A 15,831-nucleotide genomic window follows, 5' to 3' on the forward strand; every position below is an offset into this window, starting at 1 on the left:
TGAGGACACTATGAGAATCTCCCGCATCCACTATCGATATTGCCTCGTGCTCGTGGCATTAGCGCTGCTGCTCATCCCAGCGCCATCGGCAACTCAGGCAGTTGGCTCACGAGCACCGCGCACGGAGGTGCAAACGACATCGGTCTGCCAGATGAGTCCGCCATATCCTTATTCTCGCGGCACGGCGCAAGACGTGGTGATCGATGGCGGCTTTGATAACAACTGTCCGAACTGGGTATTCGGAACCGGTGCGGCCCGTGTGTCGAATGGGGTGTGCACCAATACGACGACGGCACAGCTCAGCTCCACAGTGCTGCGACCATCCTTCTATCAAGATATTACCGTCCCGGCAGCAAGCTGGGCCAATCCCCAGCACGCAGATATAAGCGCGAGTATCTACATCGACGCGCCAGCGAATGCGAGCTGGTACGATATTTTCAGAATTGGAATCAGCTACCAGAGCAATCCGAGCGTTGAAGTCGAAAACGTGGCAGCGATCCAGCTTGCCGACCCCAGCAAGCAGCGCACGTGCGCACGGATGACGTTCCCGGTGCGTGGAGATTACCGTGGGCAGGCGATTCGGCTCAAATTCTATGCGACGCTCTATACGCCTGGCGAATCGATCCGGATCGATGATGTGAGCTATTGGTTGTATTCGTGGTAGAGCAGCCCGGTCCTGCGGGCAGATACGAGGCATGGCAGGCTTGACCGAGACGGGCGGGGCAGGAGTCTCATCCGGCTTATAAAAGCACGAGCTACACAGAGCACCTGCGCACCGTCAGGCGCTCTGTGTAGCTGGCGGATGCTCTGGGGAAAGCCTGAGGCGGGTCAAGCCCCAAGCCACGCTCCCCACAGGTAGGACAGATCGCGCTGCTAGCGGTTGGTCGAGCGCTCGCCGCACATGCCCGGACTTCCACACGGCGAGTGATCCGTAACCTGGATCTTGCGGTTGCCGTTGCTGTCGGTGTAGAGCCGGAACTTGACCCACGCGGTGTTATTGGTGTAATCCGACTCAAGGAAGATGCCAGCGTAGTTGGACGTGCTGACAAGGTAGTAGTCGTCGGCATTGGGCACGCCCGTCAGATAAAGCTGCTGCCCCTCCGTCGACTGATGGTACTGGTCAACCCAGCCCGACGCGATGCCCTGGAAGCTGGTATAACAGTCGAAGAAGGTGCGCTCGGCGGAGGGCGCGTTGTCGTCGAGCTTGTACCAATCGATCAGGCAGAAGGTCGTCTTGATCGAGTTGCCGCCGACGATCGGCCCGGTTGGGCTGCCTTTACGCACCTCGAAGAGCGCGACATCGCCGATATGCCAGTGGTTATGCTCCGGGTGAAACGCGAAGGTACCGGCCACACGTTCGGACACGACGTTGTAGCATTCCGTCACCTGCTTGGGCTGCTCACCGCACTTGTAGTAAGCGTTGGAGTCGCGAATCTCCTGAACTGCGCTGACCGTGCTGGTCGCGCCGCTGAGTGGCGGATCGGGCCGCAGCGCCCAGGGTCCAGGCCCGGTGTTGGCGATACCGTTCGAGAAGCGTAAGATCTCTTGCTGCTGCTGGTTGACAAGCTGGAGATGCGCGGGAACGACCGTGCGCATATCGGGATACAAGCCGCTGGATTGCGGTGCAGCAAAGACGGCTGTTGCCGCGATAATCGACAGACAGCACAGGGCAAGTAGTGTGACGACCAAGCGACGTTGCTTCATATGAGCCTCCTTAGTAGCGATCCTATAACCGAACAGCCCGACGATCCTAGCCGCGCACCTCCTTCCATAATGCCTCGCGCCGGGCATAGCCCTCGGCATCGAGCGGCAGCCCAGGCTCCAGCTTTTGTAATATCTCCGGCGATGGATAGATCGATCGATCGTGGCGCGTCTGCTCGTCGAGCAGCGCGAGTGCCGAGCGATTGCCCGTGGCGTAGCGCGTGTAGCGCGCCTCTTGCGCCGCAATGTCGGGACGCAGCACGAAATCAAGAAAGGTGTAGGCCGCCTCAGGATGCGCCGCCTCCGCCGCTATCGCCCAGTCATCCTCCCAGATCTGCGATCCTTCGACCGGCACGACGTACTGCACCGGCACGTCGTCGGCGAGCAGGGCAGCGGCGTCGCCATTCCAGCCAAGCGCCAGGTAGACCGCACCGGACGCCAGCAGCGGTCGGTAGTTTGTCTCGAAGGCGCGCAGATGCGGCTTGAGGTTGAGCAGATCGGCCCGGGCCTGAGCCAGCGCCGCCTCGTCGACAGCGTTATACGAGTGTCCGAGCAGCTTGAGCGCCGCCCCGATCACCTCGCCGGGCGAGTCGAGCACCGTCACGTGGCCGGAGTAGCGCTCGGCAAGCTGCCAGAAATCGGCCCACGAGCGCGGCTGCTCGCGAATCATATCGCGACGATACATAAAGCCGGTGGTGCCCCAGTCTTTGACGACGCTGACCTGTCCATACGGGTCGTGAGCGCGGCCATAGCGGAAGCGCGGATCGATATAGTGGAGATTGGGCAGACGCGCCGGATCGAGCGCCAGCAGCCGGTGCTCGGCGTGCAGCTCGCGCACGGCATAATCCGGCGGAACGAGCACATCGGGCGGCGGGCCGGGCGCGCGCATGCGCTCGATAAGCTCGACAGCGCTTGGCACGACCTCCACTGTCACGGCGATCTCGAACGCGCGCTGAAACTGCTCGATCGTCAGCGGATTGATATAGTCGGGCCACGAGAGGATCGTCAGCGTATCTTCCATGCGAAGCTCTTTTCACCCTTGAGCGCGTCTGCTACTCGACACGACGCAGACGCTCGGCCACGAAAACCAGCGTGAGCGTGCCGATCATCAGCAGCACGGCCAGCGCAATCATCACCGGCAGCCGGTTGGCAAAGCGCAGTTGACTGAACAGATAGACCGGAAAGGTCGGCTCGGTGCCAGCCAGGAACAAGGCCAGCGCGAACTCATCGAACGACACGGTAAACGCGACCAGCCAGGCCGAAACCATGCTGGGCGCGATGATCGGCAGCACAATCCGGCGCAGCGTGGTTGGATAATCCGCTCCCAGATCCATCGCCGCATCTTCGAGGCTGGCATCGAAGCCGAGCAGCCGCGAAACCACGATCAGCAGCGTGTACGGCAGCGCTACTACCGTATGGGCAATCCCCACGGTCCAGAGCGAGCGATCGATGTCCAGCGCGGCGAAAAAGAGTAGCAGCGCCACGGCCAGGACGATAAACGGGACAAAGAGCGGCAGCACCGTCAGCATCACCAGCAGCGTCTTCGTGCGGAACTGGTAGCGCGCGATCAGCAGGGCGACCATCGTGCCCAGCGCCGTCGCGACGAAGCTGCTGCCCACCGCCACGATCAGGCTGTTGCGCGCCGCGCGCAAGATCGGGGGCGAGTCGAAGAGCTGCTGGTACCAGCGGAGCGTGAGCCCCTGGAGCGGAAACGAGAGTGACGTGTTGTTGTTGATCGAGAACAAAAAGAGCACGACGATCGGCAGATACAGCAGCGCGATCAGCCCAAAGTAGTACCAGGTCAGCAGCGCAGGCGCGCGGCGGGCCGCGCCGCGCTCGCGGCGGAGATCGAGTCCCTGTGCCCGCAGACGTACTCGCGGCAGCAGCGTTGAACGTCGGGTCATTGGACCAGCCTCCGCACGTCTACCAGGCGTGAGGCCAGCGCGACCAGCAGCAGCGATCCGGCCAGCATGATCAGCGACAGCGCCGCGCCGAAGGGCCAGTTCGCGGCCTTGGTGAAGAAATCCTGAATGATGTTGCCGTACATGCTTCCTCGGCTGCCGCCGACGAGCAGCGGCGTGACGTATTCGCCGACGGTTGGGATAAAGACCATGAAAAATCCTGCGATCACGCCAGGCAAGCTGAGCGGAAACGTCACGCGCCAGAACTGCCGGAAGGGTGTGGCCCCAAGATCGGCGGCGGCGTCGAAGAGCGAGCGGTCGATGCGCTGGAGCGCCGCCAGGATCGGCAGGGCCACAAACGGAATCCAGACGTAGATCAAGGTGATCACGACGGCGTAGCGATTGTAGAGCAGGATCGTCAGCGGCTGATCGATCAGGCCAACGTACAACAAAAAGGAGTTGATCACGCCGTCCGATCCCAGCATGATCTTCCAGGCCATTACCCGCAGCAGATAGCTGGTCCAGAACGGCACCAGCAGCAGCACCAGATACAAGCCCGCATGGCGGCCTGCCCGGTACGCCAGGAAGTAGGCCAGCGGATAGGCGAGCGAAGTTGCGCAGAGCGCCACCACCAGCGCGATCGAGGTCGAGGTCAGCAGCAGCCGCCAGTAGCGCCCGCCGCCGAAGAGCAGCGCGTACTGCTTGAGTGTTGGCGTCCAGGGCTGAAGCAGCTCGCCCCTCATGTCGGCCCGGAAGCTGAACGCGCCCATCAGCAGCAGCGGCACGAGCAGAAAGGCGGCCAGCCAGAGCAGCGGCAGCAGATACAGCCCCCAGAACGTGGTGCGACGATCAATCATACGTCGGTTGTCGGCGAGCGGCGCAAAGCCCAGGCGCGATCGTGCTCATCAGGGCGCGGCCTTGATCTCAGCCCACATCGCCGTCCATGCGTCGCGCTGCTCGGCGGTCAGGTTGGGCGTGAAGTTGGTCTTCGACAGGATCGAGGGATCGTCGATCGAGAACGTTTTTTTGAGCGTCTCGTCGGCGATGCTCGCCATCACGTCCTGATTGGCATGTCCGTAGTAGAACTGGTTGACCACGTTGTTGCCGGTGGCCTGCGCGAGCTTGGCGTCGAGGAACTTCAAGGCGAGATCATAGTTGGGGCTGTCTTTGCGGATGCCGTACAGGCCGACCCAGGAGTTGCGTCCTTCTTTTGGATTGGCATACGCCACGGGCGTGCCCTTGCTGAGCAGCTGGGCGTACGCTCCTTGCCAGGCATAGGCGACCCACACATCGCCCCGCGCCATCGCATCGATCAGCTCAGGCTCGCCGGTCCAGTAGAAGAGATTCAGATCGCGCTGCTTGGTCCACTCTTCTTTGATCTGCGCCAGCTGCTCATCGGTAATCTTCGTCTCGTCCCAGCCGTGGATATACGAGGAGATGGTGACAGCGCCGGGGCCGTCGTCCCACATCGAGATGTGGCCTTTGTACTTGGGGTCCATCAGCGCGGCCCACGAGTCGATCCCCTCAGGAACCTTGTCGGTGCGATACAGGATCGAGGTGAAGCCCCAATCCCAGGGCACGAAATACTGCTTGCCGTTGACCTGCCCGATCGCCTTGAAGCTCTCCGGCAGCTTGTTCCAGTTGGTCAGCTTCGAGGTGTCAATCTCGGCGACCAGCCCTTCGTCGACGTAGAACTGGAGCCAGCCGGTGTAGATGTGAAACAGGTCGGCCTTGTTTCCGGCTTTCATCTTGGCGTACACATCCGCGTCCGAGGAGCCGATCTCGAAGTTGGCCGTCACCTTGGGGTATGCGTTCTTGAAGTCGATCCAGAAATCTGGTGCATCGTAGCCAGCCCAGTCGAGAACGGCCAGGCTGCCTGTCTGATCGCTCTGGCCTGCCATCGCCGTGGTCTGCTGGCTGGCAGGGCTAGGGGGTGCTGATTGAGTGCCGCCCGCAGCAGAAGCGCCGGGCGTAGCTTGCGTCTGTGTAGATCCGGTTTCTGTAGGTGCGCCACAGGCCGTGGCAAACAGAGCGAACAGGAGCATGGCTGCACATGTCTGGACGAGTCGGCGTCGCGATGGCTTCATATCCAGGTCCTCCTACAACACCTGCCAGCTTCATCGATAGAGGTATCGTCGACATCTGTGCGTTGAACGTGTTTCCGATAGTGCTCCTAGCGTTGTTTCGCGCCTCCTTACATGTGGTAGCTGAGCGGCAACTCGGTACAGCCTGTCCTGCTCAAGAAGCCGGACGATCATAGCCATGCGCCGCCGATGAGATAGAGCCTCAGTGAACTTTAGTATATAAGGTCTGTCAAGGTGCTGTGCTGCTGCACGGCGGACGAGCGCCGACATGGGCGCGGCGCAGATCCGGCGGTGGTGCGTCATCGGGTGATTGACGCTGAAATGCCAGGCGGAGCGCCGACGCCAGCGCTCCGCTCTCCGCCGCACGATCGGTCGCACGCTACTGCTTGACCGGAGCGGCCTTGTCTTTCAGCGCCGACAGCAGCCCCTCGACCTGATAGCCTGATTGCTCCGCCGCTGTCTGGAGCCGCTCGATCCGGCTGTAGGTTGCGCCGACAGCCTCCGCGACCTTTTTGGTCGAGGCTCTGGGAGCGGCGCTGGCGCTGACCGTTGTTTTTGCCAGCATCGCCCACAGCAGGCGCTCGAAGGCTTCCCGGTTGAACCACAGCACCTCGCGGTAGCGGTTGACCTGCAAGAGCTGCTGGAAGGCGCTGTCCTTGAACAGTTGCTCCAGCGTCGAGCCGTTGCCCTGCGCCGCTGCGCCCTCGGCGCTCGGTTGCAGATCGTGGCTGATCAGCAGCTTGATCAGCGCGACCGACCGCCACGCAGCCGTTTCGTCCTCGCCCAGGTCGCGGAAGACACCCGCGATAATCCGGTTGAGCATCCACTCGTCGATCAGGCTGCGGCTTTGCTGCGCGCCATCGTTGGGGCTGCTGAACTTGCCCAGGCCATAGGTGAAGAGCCAGCCGAAGAGCGCGCTCCATGGGATCGGATCGCCATCCAGGTTGCGCTGAAGATACTCGTTGGCGGCCTGGTACTCCTGATCGTCGGGAGCCGAGAAGCGGCGTTCCAGCGCGGGCAGGTGCAGGATTGCCTCTAGCGTCCGGCGCACCTCCTGCGCGAGCGCCGTCGGATCGCCACGGCTGCCGGTCAGCTCGCCGATGCCCTGGAACAGCGCGATCGTCTTGGACTCGACCTCGGATAGCAGCGTAGACGCAGAGGGCGCTGCAGCCTCGTCCTCGGCGCTGGCTGCGCTGGCTTTCTGCGCGGTCTTCGCGGCAGCAGGCTGTGCGACCGCCTTGGCCTTAGCTCCCTCGTCCTGTTTGGCGGATCGCTGTGTCGTCGTCGCATCCGCCTCAGATTCCAGCGTCGTCACCCGCGCGTCGATCAGGCGGCGGAACAGATCGACGTTGACCAGCTCCTTGAACGGCTGGTGGATCGGCTGCAAGAAGATCTCGCGCTGCGCCTCCTCGATGCTGGGCACGCCCCGCCCGCCCAACTGTGCGGCCAGGTGCGCGTACTGGCCCCACTCGGTATCGAAGACCTCGCGGAAGTCCATGAACACGTGGTGCTGGTACGCGCCAAGCTCGATGTACAGGCCGCGCTCGTACAGCTCTTTGCCGCTCCGAAGATACTCCAGCCCGGAGATCTGATCGCGGAAGATGTAGTAGCAGCGCTCGTCGGCGTTGAGCGCCAAGCCATCGCCCAGCGTGCGCTGTACCAGCCTGCGATCGCCGCCCTGGTCGTTTTTGACCGAGTACGCGACCGAGGTTTTGATCCAGCCGCGCGTCGTGGCGTATCGGTTGTGGTACAGCACCAGCGTGCGATCGTCGCCGAAGCGATTCGAGTAGGCGAAGACATCTTCGTTGACGCCGCCTTCGGGCATGTAACAGTCGTAGAGCAGGAAGTGCTCGGCGGCGGCGAAGAGGTAGCGACGATGCAGCAGCGGGAAGATCTCACGCTCATGGCGCTGGATCAGATAGCTGTCGGGCTGCTCGTCCCAGTAGGCGCGGCGATACTCCATGCCGTACTTCTCGGTAAAGCCCTCGACCTGGCCGTGGCCGAACATCGGCAATCCCGGCATCGTCACCATCACCGTGCAGATGCCGAAGTACTTATCGTCCTTGCCGAACTGCTCGACCGCCGTGCGCTCGTCGGGGTTGTTCATGAAGTTGACAAAGCGCTTCAAGATCTCAGGATCGAACTCCAGCGTGTTCTTCATCACCTGGCGATACTTGGCGTTCTCCTCGTCGCGCAGCAGGTTCATAAAGGCGCTGTTATAGACCCGGTGCATGCCCAGCGTGCGCACGAAGTAGCCTTCCATCAGCCAGAACGCCTCGGCCAGCAGCAGCGTGTCGGGCGCTTCCACCGCCGCGCGATCGACGACCTCGCGCCAGAACTCGTGCGGCATCAGCGCGTCGAACTGCGCCTTGGTGATGCCGAACTCGGAGCGTGAGGCAATCGCGCCGCCCGATCCCGGCTCAGGGAACCACAGCCGCTGGATATGGCGCTTGGCAAGCGTCATCGCCGCGTCGAAGCGAATCACCGGGAACTGCCGCGCAACATGCAGAATCGTCTGGATCACCGCCTCGCGCGCCTCAGGATGGAGGTAGTTGATCTGCGCGGTATCGTTCCAGGGCATGCTCGTGCCGTCGTTGCCGTGGTAGATATACTGCGCCTCGCCGGACCAGCGATCGACGCGCTTGAAGACCACGGCGGCATCGCTGCGATCGTAGTAGTGATCTTCCAGAAAGATACCGATCCGCTCGTCCCAGGAGAGATCGGGGCCGTTGAAGCTGTAGGACGGATACGGGCTGTAGTCGAGCTTGATGAACCATTCGGGATGCTCGATCACCCAGCGCCCATCGATGCCGGTGTGGTTGGGCACCATGTCGCTGGCGAGCCGAATGCCGCGCTGCCACGCGCGCGCTTTGAGATGTTCGACCGCCGCGTCACCGCCGAGATCCGCCGCGATCTGGTAGTCCAACAGTGAGTAGGCCGAGGCGACGGCGTCCTGGTTGCCCATCAGCTGCTTGATCGTCTTCGAGGCGGTGCTGCGCTCCCACAGGCCGATCAGCCAGAGGCCGGTGATGCCCCAGCGCGCCAGCGTATCCAGCTCCTGATCCGGGATCTGATCGAGCCGATGGATCGGACGCTGGTACTTCTTTGAGAGCTGGTCGAGCCAGACGAAGGCGTTTTTAGCGATCAGCACCAGGCGCGGCATCCAGTCGCGATCGGGCGTGAAGCGCTCTAGCTCGTGCTCCTGGCCGGTAAAGCTATAAACCTCGACGGGACCACCGCCGCCGGGGCCGCCCGCGCCGATGAAGACCATCTTCTCTTCTTCTTTGATCAGATCGAGGCTGCTGAGCAGGCGGTAGAGATAGCTGCCGAGTATTCCGCTCCAGCGGCCAAGCAGGAACTCAAGCTGGCCCGCAAGCGAGTTCGGCATAGCGAGCGCCGGGCTGCGCAGGATCGCCAGCAGACTCTCGTTGCGCGGGCCGAAGCCAGGCTGGCTATCGAAAAATTCGTGCAGCCCGTCGATCATGCCCTGGTAGGGGGTCTGCGCTTCGAGCGTCGCGTCGTCGAAGAGTTCAAGGAAGGGCTGGTACGCCGGGTTGGCGTTTGCCAGCCAGAGCATCAGCATCTCTTCGAGCACAATCTCGCGATGCGCAACGCCATCGGTTGTGTCGCTCATGTACTCGTCGAGCGTCACGTCGCCGCGATAGACCGCAACCGGCGGAAACTCGTCGGCGAAGGCGCGCAGCGTACGGTCGACCTCCGCGCTACCGAGCCGCTGGTCGAGCGCTTCCAGGGCTTGCTGGATCACCTGCGGATTTTTTTGCTGGCGATACTGGTCGATCACCATGTGCAGGATCTCGTCGATCAGGCCCATCGCGTTGATCTGGCCCGCGCTGACGGCGCGCTCAGGAAAATTGATCACATCTCGCTGGTCGTTGATGCGCTGCGCGAAGACACGAGCGGCATGAAAATTCGCGATGATCACGCTGCCGCGCGTAGAAAAGAGCGTCTCATCGAACTGGTAGCGCTCTCTGGCCGCGCGCGAGACGTGAAATTCCATCGTTCTCCCAACGTATCCAACCTGCTGTTCCATGCTAGCCTCACCTATGCATTGACCACGGCTCGTCTTGAAGATGGACAAGCCTTGCTCCGGTCGCTGTGTGTCACTCGGCACCTGGCATGGTCTATCCTGGCAAAAAGCGGGAGCGACACCTCGATCGTGTCTGGCGATGACTGTGCCCTCCTGCTATCTACCAATCGACGCAGCGGCGGTGCTGCGTCGTCGGGTGCGTCTCCGGTATACGGCGGCAAAGGTCGTGCCGCGAAGTGCCTTCAGCGCGGTGTGTTTGCAAGATCCGGATCGTCACGAGTTGAATGTTGCCAGAATCTCGGCGCACACTGCCCGCAGCCGCTGATCGTCGCCTTCGCGGCAATCAGCAGACGGCAGGAGCTTCATGTAGTCCGGCAGTTGAGCGCTATATAAGCAGATCGGGACCAGGCGCGGCTCGCCGACGGTGCGGTGCCGGTAAAAGGCCACGTTGAATTCCTCCTGGCAGGCTTTCGATCTTAAATATGCCGGAGAGTAGAGCGCGATCATCGTGTGGCTGCGGTCGATCGTGTCGTAGATCTGCTGCTGCCAGGCAGTGGCGGGGTTGAGCGCCTGCCGATCGAGGAAGATGTTCATGTCGGGCCGCTCCTGGCGTAGCTCGGCGGCGATCAGGTAGGCTTTATCGCTACTGTCTTGCTTGGAGTAGCTGATGAACACATTGTCCTGCTGGATGGAGCGGGGCGGGAGCGGCTCTGTCTGGTACTGGGCTTTCAACCGGGCGAATGCCTGCTTCAAAGCGGCTGCTTTGGGCGCCGATTGCTCGAAGAGCTTGAGCCGTCGCACCGGCAGCCCAAGGCGCATCCACTGCGTTGCCGCGTCGAGCAGCGCCGTCACCACCTGATTAACCGGCTCATCCCGATTGCTGGTCGTCATCAGCGGCATAGCAACCGAAACCGGATCGCCGATTGCGAGCACCGGCGCCAGGCTGCGAAAAATATCGCCGACGACCTCGGTAATGTTGCCGAAGATCGGCGGCTCGAAGCACAAGATGCGCTTGAACGCAATACCCTCTGGCGGCGCGATCAGCTCATGCGATAGCCAGGCCGAGCAGATCGAGCACAGATCGACGGCCTTGTTTTTTGCAAGTTCCTCGACGGAGACACCTCGGCGGTAGAGCGAGCCGATCAACGTGCCGGATATGGGTAGATAGCTGTTGGGAAAGGCGGAAACGACCAATATATCAACTGTTTCGTGTGTCGGCAGATTCGTCAGATCGCCACGATACAGCTCGATCGTTCGCGCCTCGGTACCATAAACGACGGTCAGCACGTCCAGTAATTCCATCCCTTAACCCCCTGCCGCTCATGGGCGGTCCCGTCACCTGCGCGACGAAATCCAAGTTTTGCGCTCTACGTTTCGAGTTCCAGGTTTCCCTGGTGTGCCGGGCGCCCTCCGGGCATGGCGCCCGTTCTTGATGTGTTTTTGTTCCCGTGTTCCTTTGTTCTTGCGCCCCGGCCTCACGGTTCTTGGTTCCTGGTTTGCAGTACCATAGATGTGATGATGCTAACCGATCAACAGTTGGCCTTTATTCTGGCACAGCGCGTCGGACGGCTTGCAACGGTCGATGCCGTTGGCGATCCGCATGTTATTCCAGTCTGTTACGCCTGCGACGGCCATTCGCTGTATATCGCCCTCGATGCCAAGCCGAAGCGAGTCGCGCCGCAGCAGCTTCGCCGTGTGCGTAATATTCTCGACCATCCGCAGGTTGCGCTGGTCGTCGACCGCTATAGCGACGACTGGAGCGTGCTGGCCTATGTGCTGATCCGTGGTGCGGCGTCGCTGCTCGCCGTCGATAGCCCGGAGCATCGTTCGGCTGTCGAGCTGCTCAGGGCGCGCTACCATCAATACCAGACGATGCCGATCGATCAGCAGCCGGTCATCGTCATTCGTCCATCGTCGGTTGTGGCCTGGGGGATGCTATACGTCTAAGCGACGCGACGATCAGACGGCGTCATTGCGTGCTGGCTGTGGCGTGCTGGGGGTGTTGGCACGACTTTTAGGCTGTCCTGGTATGCGACGAGACGACGATCAGCCGGGCTGGTTCGGATCTCCTGATTCGTCTCGATGCGATGCGCACGCATCTGCTCCTGTTTAAGGCATCACGCTCAACAGGATACCATGTTGTCCGAACTCTGTTGCAGCCTGAGCCGATCGCGCGAGCCGTACATGTTGAGCAGAGCGCTAGGGAAAGGCATAAATAGGTGTTTTCGTCAGTTTTTCGCATCACAGCGCGGCGCGTGCCCTCCGCTGGCCTGGAGCGGCAGCAGTTGCAGCATCGAGCGTTTCTCGGCTACAATCGGTGTCGATGCAATGAACTATTCGGGAGCAGACTATGCTGCGCAGTGTTGCGGCTGCCGCGCTGCTGATCGCGCTGGCGTACATTGTCCATCTGCGGCGTGAGCTGGGGCTGGCGCGCAGCCGGGGCGATATGTACCGAGACATCGCCGCGCAACTTGATCGTCAACGGGCAAACTCATCGCCGTCCGCATAAGCGGACCTCGGTTTTTCAGGAGCACCCATGCAGCATCGCAGCGCCGAAACAGGTCTTTCGGTTATGCCACAGCGCGTCGGCGTGATCGACCTTGGCTCGAATACGACACGGCTGATTGTGATGGAGTATCAGCCGCACTACGCCTACAAGCTGATCGACGAGCTGAAAGAGACGGTTCGGCTGATCGAAGGCGCGGGCAGCAGCAATACGCTCCAGGCCGCACCGATCGAGCGCGCGCTGAAGGCGGTGAAGATGTTCGCCTCGTTCACCAGGGCGACGGACGTGCCACGGGTGATCGGCATCGCCACCAGCGCCGTGCGCGATGCCGTCAATCAAGCCGATGTGCTGCATCGGATCGCCAGGGAGACTGGGATCGATTTTCGGGTGGTGAGCGGCGAGGAAGAGGCGTACTACGGCTACCTGGGCGTGCTGAATAGCCTGCCGGTGCGCGACGGCTTTATTATCGACATCGGCGGCGGCTCGGCGCAGGTTAGCCTGGTGCGTGGCCGGGGCTTTGTACGCGCCACGAGCGCGCCGATCGGTGCGGTACGCATGACCGAGCGCTTTTTGCGCTCCGATCCGTCTTCCAAAAGCGAGGTTCGTGCCCTGGAAGAGCATCTCGACTCGATCTTGCGGTCGCTCGACTGGTTCAAGCTCAGCCCGTCGATGCAGTTGGTCGGCATGGGCGGCACGATCCGCAATATCGCCAACATCGATCAAAAGACGCAGGATTATCCGCTGGATCGGCTGCATGCGTACCAGCTTACCCGCGAGCGTGTCGAGGAGATCTGCGATGAGCTGCGCAAGCGGACGATCAAAGAGCGCGAGGATCTGCCGGGTCTGAACGACGAGCGTGCCGATGTGATCCTGGCCGGAGCGCTGGTGCTGCGCCAGATGATGCGCTACTGCAAAGCCGATGTGCTGCATGTCGGCGGCGAGGGGCTGCGCGAGGGCGTGTTTTACGAGCAATTTCTGCCGGGTCTGCGGCCCGCGATCATTCCGAATCTGCGCGCGTTCGCCGTCGAAAACTTAGCGCGGGCCTACAACTACCAGCATATTCATGTCGCCAAGGTGTGCGAGCTGGCGCTGCAAATGTTCGATCAGTTGCAGACGCTTCACGGCTATGGTCCCTGGGAGCGTGAGCTGCTCGCAGCCGCCGCGACGCTCCACGACATCGGCGTTGAGGTGAACTACTACGAGCACCACAAGCATTCGGCGTATATCATTCTCAGCTCGGTCATGCCGGGCTACAACCATCGTGAGATTGCGATCATCGCGCTGCTGGCGCGCTACCACCGCAGGGGCGCGATCGATGTCGCGGCGCTGCGGCGCGTGCTGGCCGGGGACGACGAGACGCGGGTCGCGCGGCTGGCGGCGCTGCTGCGGATCGCCGAGTATCTCGATCGCTCGAAATCGCAGGTGGTCAGCGATGTGCGCTGTGTGGTCGACGGCAACGTCCAGATCATCGCCCAGACGGTCGGCGACGCGACGGTCGAGATCTGGGATGCTAATCGCCGCGCGGGGTTCTTCCGCAGGGCGTTCGGCGTCGATCTGGTGATCAAGTAGGCGGAGTTTCGCGCTCAGGCCCTCACCACGCCGGGCGCCATGCCCTACTCGCGCGGGTTCCCTTTCCCGCGCGGCTTTCAGGATAGGAGAGGGGAGAAGCTCATCCCGGTTCTTGGTTCTTTGTTTTCCCTTTGTTCCTTTGCTCCCGTGTTCTTTAAATTCCCGCCACCAGCTTGGCGAGCTTGCGCCGCGTCTCGCGGCTGCTTAGCTCCTGCCACATCGGCACAAGAGCCTCAACCAGCCTGGCTCGGTCGGCCAGACGCAGATCGGTGTAGCGAGCGCTGGACGCGGACGGCTGCTCGGTCGTCTCTGGGTCGGCGGTGTCGGCGGCTGATGCTACGAGCGATCCGTCCGACTCAGGCGGCGCCGACTTCGCCTCGGATGGCTGCATCGTGTCTGGCGTGGGCTGCTGCGCCGCTGGTATGGCGGTATGCGCGTCGGCGTGCCCGTCTGTTGCCTGGTGGATGAGATGATCATCGACCGCAAAGTAGGCCAGCGCCACATCGGCATCGTGGATCTCGCCCAGATGCTCCTGCATCGCCTCGACCAGCTTGATCAACTTCCTGGCGTCGGTGCCCAGCGCGGGCTCGAACAACTCAAGCGTGTAGCGCAGATGCTTGCAGGCAATGCGCAGCTCGTGCAGCCGCTCTGAGGACGCGCGCGGCATCACGGTTTCAAAGTGCTCGGCAGCCTCGTACTCGTGCCAGATCGCGCTTCCGGCATGATGGCGCACCAGCAGCGGCAATCCATCACCGCTGGCCTGAATATCCTCCAGCGGACAGAGCAGAAAATCGTTGAGGTCGCGCAGCAGGCGCGCGGTGCGCTTGCGCTGGAGCTCGGCGACCAGATCGGCGTGGGCGGCCTCGCGCTCGGCCTCAAGCCGCTCGATCGCCGCGTCGACCTCGCTCCGCGCGCGCTCCGTGAGCAGCGGCGCGTCCCTCCGTAGCCGGATCAGCATCACGTCGTGGTCGCGCACTTCGCCCAGGCTGCGCGCCAGCGAGCGCAGACGTTTGCGCAGATCGGCGACGATCTTCGGCTGATACGCCACTGCGGTCGATTGCATGCTGGCGCGCAGCCGACGAGTTGCGACGCGCATCTGGTGAACATCATGCGGATCGTCGCCGCTCAGCACGCCTGGCAGATGCTCGTACAGCTTGCAGGCGTGTTTCGCCAGCGTCATCCGCGATGCCAGCGCCAGCTCGGTCGTTCCCGCGAACGAGGCCACATCGGCCAGCGCCGCGATCTGATCCGGCAGCGTGGGAAGATCGATCTTGCGTGATTTAGCCTTGCTCATAGTCTTCCGCTCTCTTTGCGGGCGTTGTTCGATCAAGCCTACTGCTGTGCTTCGGGCGTCGAGCGCGATTGTTGTAGGAGGGCCACGCCACGGGCAAACTTCGAGCGATCTTCGGGCTGCGCCGGGAGCTGCGCCTGGATCAGCCTGCCCACAGCTTCCAGATCGTCGCGCGTGCCGCCCTTGAGTTCGACCTCCAGCTCGTGCATCGGCTCCTGCTCCGAGCCTGCAATGATCGCGCCCTCGTCGAGCGCCACCTCGCCGATCGGCTGATCGCCGCGCAGCAGCGCCCAGGTCCGCCGCCGGTTTTGCACTGCCAGCAACGGCGCGATCGGCTGCGCGCCGATCAGGTCGCTAAGCCGCTGCCGGATCGCGTCGGGCCACGCGGCGGGATCATGGCCCGTGGTCGGCTCTTCCCACTCTTCGCGGGCATGAACGCCCTGCTCGATCGTAGCCGGGCCTTTGAGCGTCACCACGGCGCTTGCGCCCCCGGCGCGCAGCCGCACCGCGTGGCGGGTCTGAATCAGCGCGCGGTCGGCGGTGTCGAAGAACGTATCGTGCTGATCGACGGTGTGGCGCTCCCCTAGATGATACTGCCCCCAGTCAAGCGCCTCCACGCGCTCGGCTGAAACCGGCTCCGTCAGCGTAAATTTCGCTTCGATTTCCATTGTGGGCCTCTGTTCCAAGTTCCAAGTTTCGAGTTCCAGATTCCAGGTTTTCTGCCCTTGTTC

13 protein-coding genes are annotated in these 15,831 nt (G+C 62.3%); 4 read left to right on the forward strand and 9 right to left on the reverse strand.

The features are described from left to right. Positions 1-10 precede the first annotated feature (10 nt). Entirely contained in the window at positions 11-664 is a 654-nt protein-coding gene (locus VFZ66_02205; GenBank protein HEX6287968.1) for a hypothetical protein, read from the forward strand. Positions 665-873: 209 nt separating this feature from the next. Here the strand turns inward: VFZ66_02205 and VFZ66_02210 are convergent, their stop codons facing one another. From VFZ66_02210 to VFZ66_02240, 7 genes are all read right to left on the reverse strand, one after another. Next, positions 874-1,704: a lysyl oxidase family protein gene (locus tag VFZ66_02210; GenBank protein ID HEX6287969.1), complete on the reverse strand. Its 831-nt coding sequence runs from the start codon at positions 1,702-1,704 to the stop codon at positions 874-876. Between the two features lie 46 nt (positions 1,705-1,750). Then, complete coding sequence (locus tag VFZ66_02215; protein HEX6287970.1) at positions 1,751-2,722, reverse strand: spermidine/putrescine ABC transporter substrate-binding protein; 972 nt, start codon at positions 2,720-2,722, stop codon at positions 1,751-1,753. A gap of 31 nt (positions 2,723-2,753) precedes the next feature. After that, complete coding sequence (locus VFZ66_02220) at positions 2,754-3,605, reverse strand: ABC transporter permease (protein ID HEX6287971.1); 852 nt, start codon at positions 3,603-3,605, stop codon at positions 2,754-2,756. After that, the gene (locus VFZ66_02225; GenBank protein ID HEX6287972.1) at positions 3,602-4,459 is read right to left on the reverse strand and encodes an ABC transporter permease; all 858 of its coding nucleotides are present in this window, start codon (positions 4,457-4,459) and stop codon (positions 3,602-3,604) included. The genes VFZ66_02220 and VFZ66_02225 overlap by 4 nt, the downstream gene beginning before the upstream one ends. Before the next feature lie 48 nt (positions 4,460-4,507). After that, positions 4,508-5,503, reverse strand: a complete 996-nt coding sequence (locus tag VFZ66_02230) for an extracellular solute-binding protein (GenBank protein HEX6287973.1) — start codon at positions 5,501-5,503, stop codon at positions 4,508-4,510. 562 nt (positions 5,504-6,065) lie between these two features. Beyond that, a complete protein-coding gene (locus tag VFZ66_02235; GenBank protein ID HEX6287974.1) occupies positions 6,066-9,704 on the reverse strand; it encodes an alpha-amylase family glycosyl hydrolase in 3,639 nt (1,212 codons plus the stop codon). Between the two features lie 303 nt (positions 9,705-10,007). Then, the gene (locus VFZ66_02240; GenBank protein ID HEX6287975.1) at positions 10,008-11,036 is read right to left on the reverse strand and encodes a toll/interleukin-1 receptor domain-containing protein; all 1,029 of its coding nucleotides are present in this window, start codon (positions 11,034-11,036) and stop codon (positions 10,008-10,010) included. Between the two features lie 216 nt (positions 11,037-11,252). On the opposite strand from VFZ66_02240, the gene VFZ66_02245 reads away from it, so the two are divergent. The 3 genes from VFZ66_02245 to VFZ66_02255 all read left to right on the forward strand — a co-directional run bounded on the left by VFZ66_02245 (position 11,253) and on the right by VFZ66_02255 (position 13,809). Then, positions 11,253-11,681: a TIGR03668 family PPOX class F420-dependent oxidoreductase gene (locus tag VFZ66_02245; protein HEX6287976.1), complete on the forward strand. Its 429-nt coding sequence runs from the start codon at positions 11,253-11,255 to the stop codon at positions 11,679-11,681. 403 nt (positions 11,682-12,084) lie between these two features. After that, complete coding sequence (locus VFZ66_02250; protein ID HEX6287977.1) at positions 12,085-12,243, forward strand: hypothetical protein; 159 nt, start codon at positions 12,085-12,087, stop codon at positions 12,241-12,243. 27 nt (positions 12,244-12,270) lie between these two features. Then, positions 12,271-13,809, forward strand: coding sequence for a Ppx/GppA phosphatase family protein (locus VFZ66_02255; GenBank protein ID HEX6287978.1), 1,539 nt, complete (start codon positions 12,271-12,273; stop codon positions 13,807-13,809). A gap of 154 nt (positions 13,810-13,963) precedes the next feature. On the opposite strand, the gene VFZ66_02260 is transcribed toward VFZ66_02255, so the two are convergent. Beyond that, the gene (locus tag VFZ66_02260) at positions 13,964-15,103 is read right to left on the reverse strand and encodes a CHAD domain-containing protein (GenBank protein ID HEX6287979.1); all 1,140 of its coding nucleotides are present in this window, start codon (positions 15,101-15,103) and stop codon (positions 13,964-13,966) included. A gap of 38 nt (positions 15,104-15,141) precedes the next feature. Continuing rightward, a complete protein-coding gene (locus tag VFZ66_02265) occupies positions 15,142-15,768 on the reverse strand; it encodes a CYTH domain-containing protein (GenBank protein ID HEX6287980.1) in 627 nt (208 codons plus the stop codon). Positions 15,769-15,831: the final 63 nt, after the last annotated feature.

The sequence above is a fragment of the Herpetosiphonaceae bacterium genome, assembly GCA_036374795.1.
Taxonomy (GTDB): domain Bacteria; phylum Chloroflexota; class Chloroflexia; order Chloroflexales; family Kallotenuaceae; genus LB3-1.

What these genes read in the sequence shown, in the direction of transcription:
- VFZ66_02205 (HEX6287968.1), top strand. Translation starts at nt 11, where the DNA reads ATGAGAATCTCCCGCATCCACTATCGATATTGCCTCGTGCTCGTGGCA.
- VFZ66_02210 (HEX6287969.1), bottom strand. Translation starts at nt 1,704, where the DNA reads ATGAAGCAACGTCGCTTGGTCGTCACACTACTTGCCCTGTGCTGTCTG.
- VFZ66_02215 (HEX6287970.1), bottom strand. Translation starts at nt 2,722, where the DNA reads ATGGAAGATACGCTGACGATCCTCTCGTGGCCCGACTATATCAATCCG.
- VFZ66_02220 (HEX6287971.1), bottom strand. Translation starts at nt 3,605, where the DNA reads ATGACCCGACGTTCAACGCTGCTGCCGCGAGTACGTCTGCGGGCACAG.
- VFZ66_02225 (HEX6287972.1), bottom strand. Translation starts at nt 4,459, where the DNA reads ATGATTGATCGTCGCACCACGTTCTGGGGGCTGTATCTGCTGCCGCTG.
- VFZ66_02230 (HEX6287973.1), bottom strand. Translation starts at nt 5,503, where the DNA reads ATGGCAGGCCAGAGCGATCAGACAGGCAGCCTGGCCGTTCTCGACTGG.
- VFZ66_02235 (HEX6287974.1), bottom strand. Translation starts at nt 9,704, where the DNA reads ATGGAATTTCACGTCTCGCGCGCGGCCAGAGAGCGCTACCAGTTCGAT.
- VFZ66_02240 (HEX6287975.1), bottom strand. Translation starts at nt 11,036, where the DNA reads ATGGAATTACTGGACGTGCTGACCGTCGTTTATGGTACCGAGGCGCGA.
- VFZ66_02245 (HEX6287976.1), top strand. Translation starts at nt 11,253, where the DNA reads ATGCTAACCGATCAACAGTTGGCCTTTATTCTGGCACAGCGCGTCGGA.
- VFZ66_02250 (HEX6287977.1), top strand. Translation starts at nt 12,085, where the DNA reads ATGCTGCGCAGTGTTGCGGCTGCCGCGCTGCTGATCGCGCTGGCGTAC.
- VFZ66_02255 (HEX6287978.1), top strand. Translation starts at nt 12,271, where the DNA reads ATGCAGCATCGCAGCGCCGAAACAGGTCTTTCGGTTATGCCACAGCGC.
- VFZ66_02260 (HEX6287979.1), bottom strand. Translation starts at nt 15,103, where the DNA reads ATGAGCAAGGCTAAATCACGCAAGATCGATCTTCCCACGCTGCCGGAT.
- VFZ66_02265 (HEX6287980.1), bottom strand. Translation starts at nt 15,768, where the DNA reads ATGGAAATCGAAGCGAAATTTACGCTGACGGAGCCGGTTTCAGCCGAG.